Source organism: Bacteroides sp. 1001302B_160321_D4 (assembly GCF_015667765.1).
Taxonomy (GTDB): Bacteria; Bacteroidota; Bacteroidia; order Bacteroidales; family Bacteroidaceae; genus Bacteroides; species Bacteroides xylanisolvens.
The window spans coordinates 29308-48198 of record NZ_JADPLO010000055.1; the positions used below are offsets into that span (position 1 = coordinate 29308).

The following is an 18891-nucleotide window of genomic DNA, read 5'->3' on the forward strand; positions in this document are numbered from 1 at the left end:
TTTTTTATTTAAACGATTATCACTCGCGTTTTTATTTTGATCGAACCAAAACTGCGCAAAAGTACGCAATAATTTGTAATTCGGTGTCAGTAATCCGTTATTTTATCAGACTTTCTTTGTCAGCTTTTTCAATATTTTCTTGTTTCTATCTGTTATATTGTCGACGATGGCTTCATTCATCAATTTGATGCCATTCATATATTCCTGCGCTCTTTGGAGCACATTGGCTGCGTCCTTTTCCGATGCTCGTGGCACTACCACGCGCAATCCTCTTTGAATCAGTTGAATATTTACATTGGCATCCGTTTCCATGGGGTCACCATCAAAATGCACGACGCCCGGAGTAGTCCGGCGGATGCACAACTGCTTGCAGCGGAAAGTCTTGATACGGCTATTCTGATCGATTGTTTTATTGAATAATTGAAAGGCCAATGAAGGAACGTCCAATACGGTGAACGGTTCGAGAATGGTCACATCCAGCAAACCATCTGTCAGAGTGGCTTGTGGTGCGATATAAGCATTGTTTCCATATTGCGACGCGTTTCCGCAGGCAATCAGGAAGGCTTTATACTTGGAGACTCCGTTTTCCGTTTCCAGTTCGTACGTTTCCGGCTCATATTTAAGACTTTCCTGCAGGGTTTTCTCCAGATAAGTCAATAGCCCCCGTTTACCGGCATGCGCAAACTTCAGACTGACAAACGCGTCGAATCCCACTCCGCAAGTACAGAAAAAATCTGTACCGTTGATCTTACCATAATCTATCACATCCATGCAACCTTCGTTCAGCACTTCCAATGCTCTCTTCGGCTCCATCGGTATATGCAGATGCCTCGCCAGTCCATTGCCCGATCCGCAGGGAATAATTCCCAGCGCGGTATCAGTATGCACCAACGAACGAGCTATTTCATTGATCGTTCCATCCCCACCAATAGCCACTACTATATCTGTTTTCTCTTCGGCAGCTTTGGCAGCTATTTCTACTGCATGACCGGCTCTTTCCGTATACACTACTTCCCAAGAGTATCTCGCCTTGTCTATTTTTTCGTCCAGCAAGTTAAGAATCAATTCTTTACTTTGTGTTCCCGAAATAGGATTGACGACGAATTTTATTTTTTTCATTCTTTCGTTCATGCTATTCTTGTCGATTGTAGACGACAAAAGTAATATAAATATCTTAAATTTTAATCTATTAGAGGTTTCTAATCATACGAGAGCAACTTTTTTCTCTTAAAAAGAACAGATAAAAGCAAATTTTGTTATCTTTGCCCCCTGTTTTTAAACACTTGTTAAGATAAAAGGATGTAAGATCGTCAGCGAACGATCTGAGTATGAGTATAAAAATTATAATTCATGGGATTATTACAAGAGAAGTTAGCTAAGTACGACCTGCCACAAAAGTTTATGGCACAGGGCGTTTACCCATATTTCCGTGAGATAGAAGGAAAGCAGGGTACAGAGGTAGAAATGGGCGGACACGAAGTGTTGATGTTCGGTTCCAATGCATACACTGGCCTTACGGGAGATGAAAGAGTGATTGAAGCTGGTATCAACGCCATGCATAAATATGGTTCCGGTTGCGCAGGCTCGCGCTTCTTGAATGGTACGCTTGACCTGCACGTTCAGTTGGAAAAAGAACTGGCTGCCTTTGTAGGCAAAGATGAAGCGCTCTGCTTCTCAACCGGTTTTACGGTGAATTCCGGAGTTATTCCTGCTTTGACAGACCGCAATGATTATATCATTTGCGATGACCGCGACCACGCATCTATCGTAGATGGCCGTCGTCTCTCCTTCTCTCAACAATTAAAATATAAGCATAACGATATGGCGGATCTGGAAAAGCAACTTCAAAAGTGCAATCCGGATTCAGTGAAACTAATCATAGTGGACGGTGTGTTCTCTATGGAAGGTGACTTGGCAAACTTGCCCGAAATCGTACGCTTGAAACATAAATACAACGCTACTATCATGGTAGACGAAGCTCACGGCTTGGGCGTATTCGGAAAACAAGGACGTGGCGTCTGCGACCATTTCGGTCTGACTCACGAGGTTGATTTGATTATGGGTACTTTCAGCAAGTCACTGGCTTCTATCGGCGGATTTATCGCCGCTGATTCTTCTATCATCAACTGGTTACGTCACAATGCACGTACTTATATTTTCAGTGCATCCAACACTCCGGCTGCTACTGCATCTGCTCTCGAAGCTCTCCACATCATCCAAAATGAACCGGAAAGACTTGAAGCATTGTGGGAAGCTACCAACTATGCATTGAAACGTTTCCGTGAAGCTGGCTTTGAAATCGGTGCAACAGAATCACCTATCATCCCTCTTTACGTACGTGACACGGAAAAAACGTTTATGGTTACCAAATTAGCTTTTGATGAAGGTGTATTCATCAATCCGGTTATTCCGCCGGCATGTGCACCGCAAGATACTTTGGTGCGCGTAGCATTAATGGCTACTCATACAAAAGATCAAATAGACCGTGCTGTAGAAAAGCTAGTTAAGGCATTTAAAGCATTGGATCTTTTATAATCTACGAAAAATAAATCACTCATATCAAGTGAATAAAATAAAAGTCTGACACAAATCAATGTGCCAGACTTTTATTTTATCTTATTCACTCTTGAGTACTTCTGCTGGATTTTGCCGGGCGGCTTTCCACACGCGCCAGATGATGCTTAAGAAAATGACAAGGCCCATTCCTATAAATATAACTGCATATAACCACCATTCCATCGGTGTTTGCTTTATATAATTTTCAAGCCAATGCTTCATCATAGCATATCCTAGCGGAAAAGCAAAGAACGATGAAAGTACAAGTAAAAATAAATATTCTTTAAAGAATAGATTCAAGATTATTCCTATATTGGCTCCATTTACCTTGCGTATAGCTATTTCTTTACGACGTTGCTGACAGGATAAAGTCACTAACGAGAATATACCAAATACCGCAATTAATATACAAATAGCAGAAACCACACTCAACAGTTTGCACAATGTTCTCTCTGATTTCATGTAAGCGTCGTAAACTTCTTCAATATTAGACAACATCAATTCTGCATTTGGATTAACTTTATTCACTTCCGCTTTTATCTTTTCAGAAACAATATTCCAAGTTCCCTCTTTCACTTTGAATATAATACCTCCTCTGCCTATATTATCCGGCAAAAAAAACATAGCAGGGGCTACCGGGTGTATTGGGGCATTATATGAAATATTTTTAATAACCCCTTTCACTATATAATGCCTTCCTAATTTATCAATTTTCTTTCCAATCGGTTGTGTCCATCCGAAAGCTTTCACAGCAGCTTCATTTATAACAACCATATTTTTTCCATCCTTTTCATCCAGCATGCTTCCGTCCAGCACCTCAACTCCAAAGAAATCGGCATAGTCCTGATTAATTGTTTCATCTTCCAAATCAATACATTGTTCACCATCAGTGGTCTTTCCATCCCATTCTTTTACCCTATATGTTGAATAGAACATCTTAGGAATAGGTGTATGAAAACCATTCAAACATTCTGATACTTCTGGTATCTGACTCACAATTTCTTTGAAAGGGATATTTTCAGAACAATAAACAACAGCTCCTACATTATGCCGTTCTATTCCAAGTTCTCTAGTATTTAGTAAAAAATGAAGTTGCATCATCATTACCAAAGTACAAAAGACAAAGCCTATACTAATAAACAACTGAAATAAAATGCTACTCTTATAAAACCAGCCGGAGAGATGAAGATTGGATTTCTTGTTTATATTACTAAGTAGAGTTCGCCTGCTGATGTATCGTATAAGCAGAGATGCAAAACCAACTGTCACGGCAATCAATGATAGTATATAAACAAATACTTCGATATAAAAAGATGAAGTACCCTCATCAATTTGTGACAAACGTTTGAAAGTGGGCAGGATAAGCTCTATCAATACCAGTCCTATTCCTGAAGATAAAATTAGTAATAAGACAAGTTCTGTAAGAAGTAAAGTGAGTAATCCACCATTTGATGAACCATTGACTTTCCTCAACGCTAACTCACGTTTACGCATCCGGATACGAGTTATCAACATTGTTAAATAATTACATATTCCACAAATTATCACCAAACCACTAATACATGCAAAAAGACGAATATGATTCAACTTCACATTCACATCTTCCCTCGGATGACTACTCCGCAATGTGGATAATGGAGCAATAAGCGTAGAATTTGGATATTTATGACCATCTTGTTGTACTTCATATTCTGACAACCTCTGTTTCAATGCTTCTATATCACAGTTGGGATAAATACGAAAAAGCGTTTGGCATCGTTGGTTCCCCCAATTGGGGTTTGTATCATGAAATGGCAATAATATATCAAATGAAAACAAAGAGTGTCCTTCCCATGACTTTACAACTGCAACGATTATTTTTTCTTCGTTACTTTCCTCTAAAATCAAGTGTTTACCTATCGGAGATTCTTTCCCAAATATTCGCTTTGCCGTATTTTCTGTTATAGCAATTTCATCCTTTTTTAGCTGTAGATGGTTATCTCCATCCAATACTTTAATATTGAACATTGAAATGAAATTTGAATCTACCTCTATACGTCGTACCACAAACTCAACATCCTCATTCTTAATCTTTTTTTCATTCCAGTCATAAAAGATACGACATACTTTCTCTATCTCCGGACAATTCTTTGCCAAATAATCAGCTAGAAAACTAGATGAATTATAGGTAAATCCGTCTCCATAAAGACGAAAGCTACTGCCTGCCAGATAAATACGATCGGCTCCCTCATGAAAATTATCATAAGTCATTTCATAATGAATCCATAATACCGATAGCGCAAAACAAGTAAAGCCAACTGCTAATCCGATAATACTAACAAAACTTTGTGGCTTATACTTCATCAGATTGCGAAAGGCTACTTTTAGATAGTGTTTTATCATGATATTGTTATTTTATTATTCGTTTTTGATTACTTCTGCCGGATTCTGTCGCGCCGCTTTCCACACTCGTCCAATGATACAAAGTAAAATGATGACTGCTACGACAACAAAAATACTTATATATATCCAACCATCCATTGTTGTCCGTCTTACATAACTCTCGATCCAATGACTCATCACCACATATCCTATCGGAAATGCAACAACGGCAGATATGGTCATCAACAACAAATACTCTTGGAAAAACATACGCAGGATATGACAGACCTGTGCTCCGTTCACTTTACGTATAGCAATTTCCTTTTGACGTTGTTCACACGATAAAGTAACCAATGAAAAGACTCCGAATATGGAGATGATAACACATGTCAATGATACGATACTCAATAATTTCATCAATGCATCTTCGGAGCGGAGATACTTATCATATTCCTTTTCTTCATTAAACAATCGCATATAAGCATTTGGAAATTCGTCTTTATACAGTTTCTCTATTGCTTCACGGCATTCATTCCAGGCACCTTCTCTAAATTTAAAAAGGATACTGGCTCGATTCAGCAGATACTCCTGTGCCTTGGGATGTTGAAATGCAATAAGCCCCGGTTTACTTGTAGGAGAGCGATAACTAAAGTTCTTTACCACTCCGACAACTTTATAGGCACTACGCTGACCGTTCCACTCATAATAGAAACTTTTTCCCAAGGCCTGTTTCCAACCAAATCTCCGGCATGTATTTTCATCTATCACGACATCATTTCCTTGATTCTTATCTGATATAAACTCACCTTCCAATAACTTCAAGCCGTAAAATTCAAAAAAATCTTCTTTGGCAGGCATCATACCGATAGTGAGAGATTCCTCCGATATTTTGAGAAGATCATCCCAATTATTTATTTCGATATACATCATCGGACCTGTAGGAATAATCGGGAAATATGAGGGAGGCAACGTTTCTGTTACCATGGGTAAAGCTTTTATTTTCTCTTCCCATTGTTTGATGTCTCCATTCCATAAGGCAACGTTACCTATATTATGACGCTCCATACCTAAATCAGTATTCTTCAGGAAGTAAAGTTGCTTCATAATCATTACTGTGCAAAAGATAAAAACAAGGCTGACTATTAACTGTATCACAATGCCTGTCTTACGAAACAAGTAAGGTCTCGCAGATCCCCCCTTTCCTTTTATTGCTTCCTGCAATGTCCGGCGACGAAAGTAAGACAATGGTATTTGTGCAAACAGGAAAGACAGAATGATTACAATCAGAAGATATAGAATGATTTCCCCATAATACGAATCAGCTTCTATTTGAGTGAAATTCAAGAAATAAGGCATGCTTATCTCTATCATCAATAATCCACCCGCCAAAGCTATGCACAAAATCATCAACAGTTCAATGGCAAATTGAACGGACAAAGCGTTATTACTGGCACCATTCACTTTACGAAGTGCCATTTCATGACTGCGCATATAAAGCCGGCTGATATAAAGAGTCAGGTAATTGAATAGTGAACAGATGATAACTAATCCACCAGCTAAGGAAAAATAGAAAATATAGCTGAAGGAAATGACAACATCGATTTTGGAAACATAATCAGAATAACGCAAAGCTGAAATCCGGGTTATCAGAAGATCCGAAAGTTCACTCTCTTTTTGAATATCTGAAAGATCCATGGTACTTATTTTTTTCCAGAATGTATCCATATCCATCCCTGCACGAACACGAATAAATAATTGTTCAGGACCACTTTTCCATCGAGGACTGTGCCTGGCTGCGACTAATACACTATACGGAATATTGGAATGGCGGGACCATCCACTCACAATTGCCCCTATTTGACGGGAACGTCCGTTTACCTCCATTTCTTTTCCCAAAGCATCATCCTCACTACCAAAAAGCTTTTTAGCAAACTCTTCCGTTACTGCAATTTCAGGATTATTTTCTTTCAAGAAGTTGACAGTTCCTTTCAGTAACTGTATATGAAAGAAGTTCATAAAAGCAGAATCTGCCGCAGCCATTACTACTTCATACTCATCATTTTCCATGCGGATTTTCACATTCTGATGTATAGAAGTAGTAGCCTTTGCTTCTATTTCCGGCATTTTTTCCTGAAGATAGGCTGCCAAAGGGTAAGGAGTTGAATTGGATATATGTTCCGGAATATCAGTATAATGTGCACGTACCATATAAATACGTTCAGCCCCTTTATGGAAAGTATCATAAGTCATCTCATAACGAATCCATAATACCGATAGCGCAAAACAGGTGAAGCCGACTGCCAGTCCAATGATACTGACAAGGCTTTGTGTCTTGTATTTCATCAGATTGCGAAAGGCTACTTTCAGATAGTGTTTTATCATGATATATTCTTTATTGATAGCTTGTGTTTACATACTAACTTCAGTCACCACCTGTCCGTCAAACAGGTTTATGATACGGTCGGCATAACCGGCATCATGTTGTGAATGGGTCACCATGACGATGGTGGTTCCCTCATTATTCAGTTCGCTCAACAGTCCCATCACTTCTTTACCGTTTTTGGAGTCCAGATTACCGGTCGGTTCATCAGCCAGAATCAGTTTAGGGTTTGCCACGACGGCACGGGCAATAGCGACGCGTTGCTGCTGACCACCGGAGAGTTGTTGCGGAAAATGCTTGCTACGATGGGTGATAGCCATTCTCTCCATAGCTGCCTCTACCCTCCTTTTCCGTTCGGAAGCGGAAATACCCATATAGAGTAAAGGTAGTTCGATGTTTTCGTATACATTCAACTCGTCTATCAGATTAAAGCTCTGAAACACAAACCCTATCACACCTTTGCGAAGACTGGTACGTTGCGATTCGGTATACCGAGAGACTTCCGTTCCATTCAGGTAATACTCCCCTCCTGTCGGGTTATCGAGCAGCCCCAAAATGTTGAGCAATGTTGACTTACCACAGCCGGAGGGCCCCATGATGGCTACAAATTCGCCTTGTTTCACTTCGATACTGACGTTATTCAACGCCCAAGTTTCTACTTCTTCCGTTTTGAAAATCTTCTGTAAGTTAATGGTCTTAATCATAACTGTATTGTTTTAGAATTATATTTTTATTCGTTTTTGATTACTTCTGCGGGATTGATACGTGCAATCTTCAGTATTTTAAAAATAATGGTGATTACTGTTAATAAGGTTACTCCCCCAAATATGCTTCCCCAGTATAATATTCCATCATTAAAGAATACGGTGTACATTTGTTTCCACAGTTGCAATACCACGTAAATGAGCGGAAAAGCGATGGCGGCAGTCGCTACCAGCAAAATCAGGTACAAACGTGCAAATAACCAGATGATAGAACATATTCCAGCTCCGTTCACTTTGCGAATGGCAACTTCTTTCTGGCGCCATTCTGTATCAAGCGTAATACTGGAATACACTCCCAACAGGGTAATGATAATACTTACAATTGCAAAAAATGAAATGATGTCTTTCAGGATATATTCCAGTGCCTGCACTTCGTACAAATCATCCTGAAATGTACGTACCTGGGAGGGAATATTCTCCGGCAGCACTTCACGACGGATAGTCTCAATCCATTTAATTACTTCTTTTTGCTGTTCGGGATAACATTTCACATAGCAGTGCCCTACGTATTCGGAAGAATCATAAAGTGTGAAAGCAAATCCGCCATTATGATTATGTACATCTGTCTGAAAGGGGGCGCATACTCCACAAACGGTAAAATCACTGGTCCAGTCGTAGAAGTTCATTCCGATGATATCTCTCTTTTGTCTTTTCTGCCAAACTTCATCCATTACGAGATCCTTTTTTGTCCGGATCGTCCTACCCTCCGTCATCGGAATGTTCATGAAGGTGAAGAAATTCAATGGTACACACATTACATTGATATCAATCCAAGAGTTATCATTTCCCTTCTCCGTCATTAATAAGTTTCCGGATACTCCGTGAGTATAGGATATGTCAGATAACAAAATATCTTTCACACCGGCATGCTGCCTGAAACGTTCCACCATTTCGAGTTTCTCTTTATTCTCTAGGAATGAATAGTCCAGCGGTATACTAAGAATCGCTTCTTTATCTTCCTGACTTAACGTATGGAATAAGGTTTCAGTCATCTTTCCCGATTGTAGGAACAGGCTGACGGTCAGCGCTACGAATACCCAACAAATTAAAAATTGGATGCCAAGCATAAAGTTACGTCCCCATTGTTTCCCACGACGCTTTTGGCCTCCATATATACCTGTTTGTATGGAAAATCTGCGAATACGGACAGAGACGAGCAAGCAGACTGCCACACAAAGTAACACAAGCAAAACAATGTATTGCAGAATATGCTTTAGAAGTGTTTCAGAAGGGAAATTCATTGTGAGACCTGGTAAAGAAAAATCCATTCTATCACCAATCAGCTCCACACCCCATACAACCAGAAACGAGGATGCAAATACGACAATCAGAGATTGTATTAATAACAGGCAGAACAGCCGTTTCCAGTCAGCACCAAGCATTTTCATTATAGCGTATTCCTTAGTGCGATTCAAGAAAGAGCCGATGAGAAAATGAAAGAAATTAATCAATCCGACCAGCAATATCAATGTACCGACGATTCCGGTGACCCATCCCAAAATATAAGCACCTTTCTCCTGCGATAGGTTTCCTATATAGCGGGCAATAACGGTATAAGTCTGGTTATATAAGATATAAGTATAGTCACGCTTGGAGAATTGTTTTTCGAAATCGGTAATGCCAGCCTGCGGAGATAACAAAACGTATGTCCGAGCCCCCGTTATATCATTACGTTTCGGACTCTGAAAAAGTCCTTCACTGTCGTTGATAACCAATGCATCGATATGACACATAAAACTAAAACCATTGTTCAGCGGAATATCTTCCATCACTGCTTGCACTGTGTACACAATACCTCCTGCCTTCGGGGTACTGTCCGGAGAAGTATAAAGCCGTTCTGTTAGAGTCAGGTGTTTGCCAATGGCAGTTTCCACCTGACCAAATATCTTTATGGCAGTGGACCGGCTTATAATAACAGCATTCGGCATCCGACTTGCTGTCTGCCAGCTACCAACTACTATTTGTGGAGTAAAGACTTTATCGTATAGGGTATCTACTTCCATGATTTCAAGATCGTATGGCAATGATTTATCCGAAGATAGTTCAACCAGAAAAGAACGCTCACGGGAATATGCCATACAGGAAATCGCTTCCACTTCGCCCATAGCCCAAGTACGAAGTTCTTCGGATAACGCTACTTGTGTACCGGAAAAATAATCCCCAGTCTGTTCATTATAAAAATTTAGTTCTGCTATGCGGGAATAATTATCAAAACAATGATTGGTGGATTCTACAAAACGGCTGCAATACATACATACGCTGAAACACAGTAGTCCTACTGCCAATCCGATGACAGAGATTATATTCTGCACCTTGTACTTCCACAAGTTTCTAAATGCTACTTTTATATAATGTAAAGTCATAAATTATATGTGTTTATTTCAAAATCAACTCTTCTGCATCCCCAAAGGTATCATATCCGGTTGTAATTACCCAATCTCCCGGCTGTAAACCTTCTACTATTTCATATTGCTGCGGATTTTGGCGACCAATACTCAATGGCACACGGACTGCTTTTGTCTTTGATGCATTTACTTTGTAAATCCATTGTCCGCCTGTAGACTGGTAGAAGTTGCCTCGCGGAATAATGAGTGCTTGCTCCGGCTGTCCCAATTCAATCTGCACACGGAAGCTCTTGCCAACCCGTACATTATCGGGCATATCTCCTGTAAAGACAAGATCGACATCAAACATACGGTCTTTCACTTCGGGAACCACTTTTGTTATTTTCAGCGGATATTTGTTTCCCTGATAATTCACTGTAGCCGGTAATCCGGTGGTGATCCTGTCAATGTAATATTCACTAAGTGAAGTGTGGATTTTGTATTGGTCTAATACTTTTATTTCAGCAATACTTTCACCAGAGGAAACCTGTTGCCCCGGAGTGACCTTTACAAAACTAAGCTGGCCTTTCAAGGGAGCTGTAATCACCAAACTATTCAACCGTTCGCAAGTACGTTCATACTTCTTCCGTTCCCGCTCCCGGTCGTTACGGATCAGTTCCTTGCGTATCATCGTAACGGCAGAATCATGCCGCAGACTCTCTTGCTGCAGGGCTGCATTTTTCAGTTTGTAGCCGTATTCATCTTCTGCTACCTGCAATTGAGCCTTACTCTTCACGCCCATCTGGAATTCTTCGCGGTCGAGAGCGATGCTTTTTTTCAGGCGTTCCAATTCGTAGTTGTTGGTAAGGGCTTGCTGTTTCAGGTTCAGACTTTTTTGTTCCATTTCAATCTCCTGCTCCTGATAGGTAATCATTTGCTTTTCCCACTCGTCGCGCTGGTCTTCAATACTACGAAGCAAATCGGGATTGGAAAGAACAAGAATAGTGTCTCCCTGTTGAAGCAAACTTCCCTCTTCACCGACAATTCTTTCCACACTTCCTGCTTCACGGGTATTGATCTTGATGGTTAGTATAGGCTGAATGAGCCCTTCCACGTCCACATATTCCATGAAATTAGACACTTTTACTTCTGCAATCTGTATATCTTCGGCATCTATCCGCAGTTTTCTGGGACCTAAAGACAAAGTAATCACATAAATCAGGAAGGCGACAAACAATATCCCTCCTATCAGATAGTATCTGTAACGAATGTACCACGGTTTCTTTTCTAATTTTATATCCATGAAATTATCTGGTGTTTTACAAGTTTCTACTAGCTATGGTTCAATTTCTATTCTTTACTGACTTTTCGTTGTTCTCTATTCAATCAGCAGATGATAGTCTTCTGTCAGCATCGTATTTCGCTCAAAATCATATAGTGTCATGCTACGGAGTGTGTAATATAAACTCCAATAATTATATAAAGCCGAAATATAGTTACGGCGAGCACTGTCTTTCTCTGAAATAGAGGCATTCAAATCAAGAATAGTAGATTTACCTAATAAGTAGAGTTTGCGTGCCACTTCGCTTCTTCGTTGGGCTGTTTCATCTGTACGGGCAGCGATGCGGACACGTTGCGTTTGCAGATTGAATTGTTTGACGAGTTTACGGACGTTCAGTTCAAAGTCTGTCCGGCTCTGTTCTACTTGTGTGTACACCAAATCACGATTGGAACGGGCTACTCGTACCTGTCCTTTTCCACGCCCCCAGTCCAGGATAGGAAGAGAAATGCCGATGCTCACGTATTGCTGGTCCAACAAATTTCGATAAGCTTCGGGCAGTTTGTCAGCAGTCTGCGTCAATCCGAAACGGAGATAGATATCTGCTTTCAGGCCAGCATTGGCACGGGCTTTCGCAACTGCACTCTCACTTTCCAGTTTGCGTCTTTCCATCGTCTGTATGTCCGGACTGTTTTCGTAAGCTAAAACCAGTGCTTCATTCAGGTTCACACTGAAATCCGGAACTTGGGGACTGACAAGAACACGCAGCTCCCGGTCTTCGTGAATACCGAGATAGGAACGGAGTTCCTGCATACAATTATCCATTTCAATACGGGCATTCATGCGATTCGTCTCTTCCGTCAGACGGTTGAGTTCCAGTTGTAGCATTTCATTTTCTGTGATGGTACCTATATTATAACGGCCTTGTGCATAACGGTAAAGTGTATCGGCATTGGCATAATTAAAGGAAGCAATATCGTAATCGCTCTGGGCAGTGGCCAAGGCAAAAAATTTATGAATCGCATTGGCTGATACGAGTTCGAGTGTCTCTACGTAGCTTTTCTTTGCCTCCTGATAGCGTACAGGTTCTATCCGTCTATCCCATTTCAGGCTATTGTAGCCAAAAAGAGACTGGCGATAACCTATCATAATAGGGGAAGTCTACCATGAGTATTTATGTTCGCTGAATAAATCCATACGTTGAGCAGAGGTTTCAAGAAAGAAAGAACCACCAGTCCAGGATAAATTCTGTGAAAGATTCAAGGTTAAATCCGTATTCAATAAATTTTGTTCGACAAACTTTACCGAACCGTCCCCCATCGTTATCTTATTAATGGCACGGTTCAGATTCGGATCGGATGTCAAACTTAAAGACGGTAGATAATTGGCACGATAATATTTATAGTTCCAATATGCAGAACGGAAACTGTGACGTGCCGTTTGTGCATCGGGGGATTCCATACGGGCCATTTCTATGACTTGCTTCAATGATAACTCTGTAATTTGATTTTGAGCAATCAATAATTCTGTCGACAATAGTCCGAGATATATGAAGATTAATTTCAGATTCATTCGTTGGCTTTATTTGTTATTCATCATTCAAAAGATGTACCATTTATATAAATTACTATTATTCAACAATTTATCAATATTTCTTCAGTTGATTGTGTGTGCATATACGCACAAAATTAGTGCGCAATCGCACACACAACACATGAGATTTATCCATATCTTTGCTCCCGGAATCTAATAGATTATAAGATATGGAAGAAGTGAACAAATTAGGAAAGATACTTATAGTAGATGATAACGAGGACGTGCTCTTTGCTCTCAACCTGTTACTGGAACCTTATACGGAAAAAATAAAAGTAGCTACTACCCCTGACCGTATCGAGTATTTCATGACCACCTTTCATCCCGATCTTATCTTATTAGACATGAATTTCAGCCGGGATGCCATCAGCGGACAAGAGGGATTTGAAAGTCTAAAGCAGATATTGCAGATTGACCCACAGGCTATTGTTATTTTCATGACTGCCTATGCAGATACAGACAAAGCTGTTCGGGCCATCAAAGCTGGTGCTACTGATTTTATTCCCAAGCCTTGGGAAAAGGATAAATTGCTGGCTACGCTTACTTCAGGAATGCGATTGCGTCAGTCACAACAGGAAGTCAGCATTTTGAAAGAACAAGTGGAAGTTCTTAGCGGTCAGAATACTTCGGAGAATGATATTATTGGAGAATCATCTGTTATGCAGGAAGTGTTTACCACGATAAATAAACTAAGTAATACAGATGCCAATATACTAATTCTCGGAGAAAACGGTACAGGCAAGGACGTGATTGCCCGACTAATATATCGTTGTTCTCCACGATACGGCAAACCTTTTGTCACGATCGACCTGGGAAGTATCCCCGAACAATTGTTTGAAAGTGAGCTGTTCGGCTTCGAAAAAGGCGCTTTCACCGATGCCAAGAAATCGAAAGCGGGACGAATGGAAGTAGCAACCAGCGGGACTTTATTTCTGGATGAAATTGGCAATCTATCACTTCCTATGCAATCCAAATTACTGACTGCCATCGAAAAAAGGCAAATCAGTCGTTTGGGAAGTACGCAAACCGTTCCCATTGACGTCCGTTTAATCTGCGCCACTAATGCTGATATCCGTCAGATGGTGGAAGACGGGAATTTCCGTCAGGACTTATTATATCGTATCAACACGATTGAAATACATATACCTCCACTCCGTGAACGTGGCAATGACATCATCTTGCTTGCAGAACACTTTCTGGACCGTTATACCCGTAAATATAAAAAGGAAATACACGGACTGACCCGGGAAGCCAAAAACAAACTGCTGAAATATGCATGGCCCGGAAATGTAAGGGAACTTCAACATACGATAGAACGTGCCGTAATTTTAGGAGACGGCTCCATGCTGAAACCTGAAAACTTTCTTTTTCACACCACGTCCAAACAGAAAAAAGAGGAAGAAGTGGTACTGAATCTCGAACAACTAGAACGACAGGCCATTGAGAAAGCACTCCGAATCAGCAACGGAAACATCTCCCGTGCTGCCGAATATTTAGGAATTACCCGTTTTGCATTATATCGCAAACTTGAAAAATTAGGCTTATGAAACGATTTGAGTTTAAAGTAATTCTGCACATCATAGTTATCTTTCTACTTTCCATTAGCAGTTGTCTGCTGTATCAAAGGCAGTTATGGTTCAGTACTACCGTCTGTATTCTCCTTCTAATAGGCGTCGGCATACATCTCTACCGAATACAGTTCAAACAAATCGCCTTATTACGGCAATTAACGGATGGACTCCGATACAACGATATAACGCAGAATCTTCATCCTCCTTTTAAAAATAAAATGATGGATGAGTGGGCACAGGAACTATCTAATGCATTAAAGGACTTTCGGGGAAAGCTATTGGCAGAAGAAATCAAGCATCAATATTACGAGAATTTATTGAATAAAGTAGATACCGCCGTACTCGTAACCGATGTAACCGGGCATATCGAATGGATGAATCAGGCAGCAGTCACTCATCTGGGGCAACTATCACAACTTCCGGAAGTTCTTCAGGAGGCTTCTACCAGTAATGACATATCCATTATTCGCATCGAGCAAAATGGCATCGTTCTGGAAATGGCAATTTCCTGCACCACATTTGTCACACAAGGTGCGTTCGCCACACAAAGCAAAAAGCAACGGCTAATTAGTTTAAAGAATATCCATTCCGTACTGGAACGAAATGAAATGGAAGCCTGGCAAAAGCTGATTCGTGTATTGACACATGAGATCATGAATTCCATCACTCCTATTATCTCTCTTTCGGAAACATTAAGTGAAAGAGGAATCCCCGAATCACTCGGAGAAAAGGAGTATTCTATCATGTTGCAAGCCATGCAGACTATTCACAGAAGAAGTAAAGGATTATTGGGATTTGTGGAGAATTACCGGCGACTGACACGTATTCCGACACCTGTCCGCACCAAAGTATCTGTTGCCGAATTGTTTACGGACTTAAAGAAATTATTTCCGGAAGAGTATATTCATTTCGAAATGCCCGCATCCGATTTATATTTATATGCAGACCGTGCACAGATAGAGCAAGTGCTTATCAACTTATTAAAAAATGCCCGCGAAACGTGCGAGCGGAAAGCAGATAAAGAAATACAAATAAAGTTTTTCTCTAAAGACAACCCGACATTAGCAATATCTGATAATGGTGAGGGAATTCTACCAACTGTTTTGGATAAGATTTTCGTTCCTTTCTTCACTACCAAAACATCCGGTTCGGGTATCGGATTGAGCCTGTGCAAACAGATCATGGCTTTGCATGACGGAAGTATCAACGTAAAATCAGAATTAGGGAAAGGAAGCTGTTTTGTTCTTACTTTCCCTAAATGAGAACCACCGAAAGTCTTCCGGATCCTTTAATACGATGGATTAATCTGGGCAGTAGAGGATAAATCATCCTCTGCTGCCCAGACTATTTGTATCCGGATTTAGCTCCTTTACAGCTTCTTTGACTGCTTTATGAGTCGGCTTGCGATATACTTCCGCCTGTTGAACGGGGACAATCTCATTCACCATTTTTTCATATCCTTTTTGCTCTAACAAGTGGACTTCTTTTTCACCTGTTTCTTTTTGTTTTCTTGTTTTCATAAGGCTTTTCATTTTAAAATTCTTATTTATAAAACAGAAAACATCGATAGATAGTTCATACTCACAAATTATTCGTGTACAAAGAAACCACACCCCAATATACCACACTATGGACTTGTTCATGTCGATACAAGATTTAAATTGAATAGCTACATAGTGAAAAAATATCTATCATGCTATCATTCATTTTAATAGAATTCTAATTATCAAAAGAATAAGTATGATAGATCGTTTTTAAAAAAGGTATCTATCATACTTTTATTGCAAAAAACAGCTATCTATCATGCCTATACTTTGTCTATTTTAGTGTAGTATTAGGTGAGATTACCCATTTAAAGGCATAGGGATGCACGTTTTATAGGATGATAACCTGTATTTGACAGCTTAATAATCTATTGGGAACGGTGGTATTTATATAGCCCACGTATGCAGGCTGTACAGCCCACACCTGCAAACCGTACAGCCTACAGATGCGGGCTGCACGGTTTACAGGTGTGGGCTATAAACTTATCGCCATTAAAGTTGGATTATTAAGCCGTGATCATCGGATTTATACGGATTCATTGCAACAAAAACAAGCTATCTTATGCATATAGGGCCTTTATTCGACTATTCTATTGATGATAGATAACCTGTTTTTGCTGGTAAAAGTATGATAGATACATTTTTTTAAAGCTATCTATCATACTTATTCTTTTGATAATGAGAATACTATTAAAATGAATGATACTTATGATAGATGTTTTTCACTACGTAGCATTTAATTCAAATCTGTGCTCTAATGAAACAAACTTTTGAGACGGTTACCCTGATTTATGTATACCTTTTCTATAAATATATAAATTAAATCATATATTTGTGCTTTCATTCAACTCATCCTCTTATTAAATTATGAAAGAAAACAAATACGACAATAGCGATTTCTTCAGTCAATATTCTCAAATGTCCCGCTCGGTGGAAGGCTTGAAAGGAGCCGGAGAATGGCATGTATTGCAGAAAATGCTCCCCGATTTTGCAGGGAAAAGAGTTTTAGACTTAGGCTGCGGATTTGGTTGGCATTGTGTCTATGCGATAGAACACGGAGCAACACACGTTACCGGAATTGATATTTCGGAGAAGATGCTCGAAGAAGCCCGGAAAAGGAATCCTTCTCCATTCATTGAATACCAATGCATGGCTATCGAAGACTTTGATTTCCAGCCGGATACTTATGACATTGTCATCAGTTCGCTAACCTTCCATTATCTCGAATCTTTTACGGATATATGCCGAAAAATCAATAACAGCCTGACTCCGGGAGGCGCCTTCGTCTTCTCCGTAGAACATCCGGTATTTACAGCCTATGGCAATCAGGAATGGCATTACGACCAAGACGGGAAGCCTATCCATTGGCCGGTAGATCGCTATTTTACGGAAGGCAGGCGCACAGCAATCTTTCTGGGCGAAGAAGTTGTCAAATACCACAAAACGCTGACTACGTATATAAACGGACTCCTTCAAACCGGATTTGAGATATGCGAACTTATAGAGCCACAACCGGACGAAAGATTGCTGGATACCATCCCGGGCATGAAAGATGAATTACGGCGTCCGATGATGCTTTTGATCTCTGCCAAGAAAAAAAGTAAAGACGCAAAGCTATGAGATTCAAGGCATTGAAAAATAATAGATAAAAAACATTCGTTTAGCTATTGTTAATTAAAAAATACTCCCTATCTTTGCACCGCTTTTGAAAAGAACAACCCTTCAAAAAAGTAGCGGGGTGTAGCGCAGTCCGGTTAGCGCACCTGCTTTGGGAGCAGGGGGTCGTGGGTTCGAATCCCGCTACCCCGACTACAAAAAAAGAGGGAGTTTGGTTAAAAGTTTTTCGGGGTGTAGCGCAGTCCGGTTAGCGCACCTGCTTTGGGAGCAGGGGGTCGTGGGTTCGAATCCCGCTACCCCGACGAAAAAGAAAACGCTGATAATTAAGTTGTAAACTTGGCTATCAGCGTTTTCTTTTTTACTCAAAAACTCCAAAAGCCATCGAAGAAACAACTAAACAAGCTAAAACAAAACAACTTATAAATTATTATTATGAAAAACATTTTATTTACACTTTTTGCTATTCTGATCTTAACTAGCTGTAGCAAAGATGATGATAATTGGATCGAGCTTAACGAAAACAATATCGTGGGTAATTGGTCGACAGGCATTAAAGGCTCGCATAAGTTTTTAAATTTCGGAGACGATGACAAAGGCTCTTTTGGAATTTATAGCAATGCAGATCCCATTTCTTTCCAAACGTTCAAATACAAAGTCGAAGATAGTAAGATTTACATCTATGATGTATTCCCAAAAGGTAAGTCACCATATTATTTGGACTGTAAAATATCAAAGAATAAACTCAAAATTGAAAATGGTGAGGAATCTGGTACTTATGAAAAATTAGAATACTAACTACTTCCAAACTTAAAAATGCTTAGAATTGATTGTATAACACAAAAAATAATATTTATGAAAACAGCTTTTTTATTGGGCAGCATAGGGTCAGGACTAATTCTATT

At 40.0% G+C, this 18891-nt stretch carries 12 protein-coding genes, 2 tRNA genes and 1 pseudogene; 7 read left to right on the plus strand and 8 right to left on the minus strand.

Annotated features, from left to right (window positions below):
- Positions 1–105 precede the first annotated feature (105 nt).
- On the minus strand, positions 106–1131 hold the full coding sequence (locus KFO40_RS19070; RefSeq protein WP_004312888.1) for a diacylglycerol/lipid kinase family protein: 1026 nt from the start codon (positions 1129–1131) through the stop codon (positions 106–108).
- A 219-nt stretch (positions 1132–1350) separates the two neighbouring features.
- Between KFO40_RS19070 and spt the strand changes: the two genes are divergently transcribed.
- On the plus strand, positions 1351–2535 hold the full coding sequence (gene spt, locus KFO40_RS19075; RefSeq protein ID WP_004312889.1) for a serine palmitoyltransferase: 1185 nt from the start codon (positions 1351–1353) through the stop codon (positions 2533–2535).
- Between the two features lie 81 nt (positions 2536–2616).
- On the opposite strand, the gene KFO40_RS19080 is transcribed toward spt, so the two are convergent.
- From KFO40_RS19080 to KFO40_RS19105, 6 genes and pseudogenes are all read right to left on the minus strand, one after another.
- Positions 2617–4938 (minus strand): ABC transporter permease, encoded by a 2322-nt coding sequence (locus tag KFO40_RS19080; protein WP_087323230.1) that lies wholly within the window; start codon positions 4936–4938, stop codon positions 2617–2619.
- A 15-nt stretch (positions 4939–4953) separates the two neighbouring features.
- Positions 4954–7299 carry an ABC transporter permease gene (locus tag KFO40_RS19085; RefSeq protein WP_008022400.1) on the minus strand — a complete coding sequence of 782 codons (2346 nt, stop codon included), beginning with the start codon at positions 7297–7299 and terminating at the stop codon, positions 4954–4956.
- A 27-nt stretch (positions 7300–7326) separates the two neighbouring features.
- Entirely contained in the window at positions 7327–8001 is a 675-nt protein-coding gene (locus KFO40_RS19090; protein WP_049702811.1) for an ABC transporter ATP-binding protein, read from the minus strand.
- A gap of 26 nt (positions 8002–8027) precedes the next feature.
- Complete coding sequence (locus KFO40_RS19095) at positions 8028–10424, minus strand: ABC transporter permease (RefSeq protein ID WP_087323233.1); 2397 nt, start codon at positions 10422–10424, stop codon at positions 8028–8030.
- 13 nt (positions 10425–10437) lie between these two features.
- Entirely contained in the window at positions 10438–11688 is a 1251-nt protein-coding gene (locus KFO40_RS19100; protein WP_087323236.1) for an efflux RND transporter periplasmic adaptor subunit, read from the minus strand.
- A gap of 75 nt (positions 11689–11763) precedes the next feature.
- Positions 11764–13236, minus strand: a pseudogene (locus KFO40_RS19105) (TolC family protein).
- A 191-nt stretch (positions 13237–13427) separates the two neighbouring features.
- On the opposite strand from KFO40_RS19105, the gene KFO40_RS19110 reads away from it, so the two are divergent.
- The gene (locus KFO40_RS19110) at positions 13428–14804 is read left to right on the plus strand and encodes a sigma-54-dependent transcriptional regulator (RefSeq protein WP_118407560.1); all 1377 of its coding nucleotides are present in this window, start codon (positions 13428–13430) and stop codon (positions 14802–14804) included.
- Complete coding sequence (locus tag KFO40_RS19115; RefSeq protein ID WP_049702806.1) at positions 14801–16090, plus strand: sensor histidine kinase; 1290 nt, start codon at positions 14801–14803, stop codon at positions 16088–16090. Before KFO40_RS19110 ends, KFO40_RS19115 begins: the two co-directional genes overlap by 4 nt.
- Positions 16091–16153: 63 nt before the next feature.
- Here the strand turns inward: KFO40_RS19115 and KFO40_RS19120 are convergent, their stop codons facing one another.
- A complete protein-coding gene (locus tag KFO40_RS19120; protein ID WP_008022408.1) occupies positions 16154–16348 on the minus strand; it encodes a hypothetical protein in 195 nt (64 codons plus the stop codon).
- A gap of 891 nt (positions 16349–17239) precedes the next feature.
- On the opposite strand from KFO40_RS19120, the gene KFO40_RS19125 reads away from it, so the two are divergent.
- From KFO40_RS19125 to KFO40_RS19140, 4 genes are all read left to right on the plus strand, one after another.
- On the plus strand, positions 17240–17992 hold the full coding sequence (locus tag KFO40_RS19125; protein WP_117809827.1) for a class I SAM-dependent methyltransferase: 753 nt from the start codon (positions 17240–17242) through the stop codon (positions 17990–17992).
- 114 nt (positions 17993–18106) lie between these two features.
- Positions 18107–18181 (plus strand) — tRNA-Pro (locus tag KFO40_RS19130).
- A gap of 35 nt (positions 18182–18216) precedes the next feature.
- Positions 18217–18291, plus strand: a tRNA-Pro gene (locus KFO40_RS19135).
- A 130-nt stretch (positions 18292–18421) separates the two neighbouring features.
- A complete protein-coding gene (locus KFO40_RS19140; protein ID WP_009041059.1) occupies positions 18422–18784 on the plus strand; it encodes a membrane lipoprotein lipid attachment site-containing protein in 363 nt (120 codons plus the stop codon).
- The last annotated feature ends 107 nt before the right edge of the window (positions 18785–18891 follow it).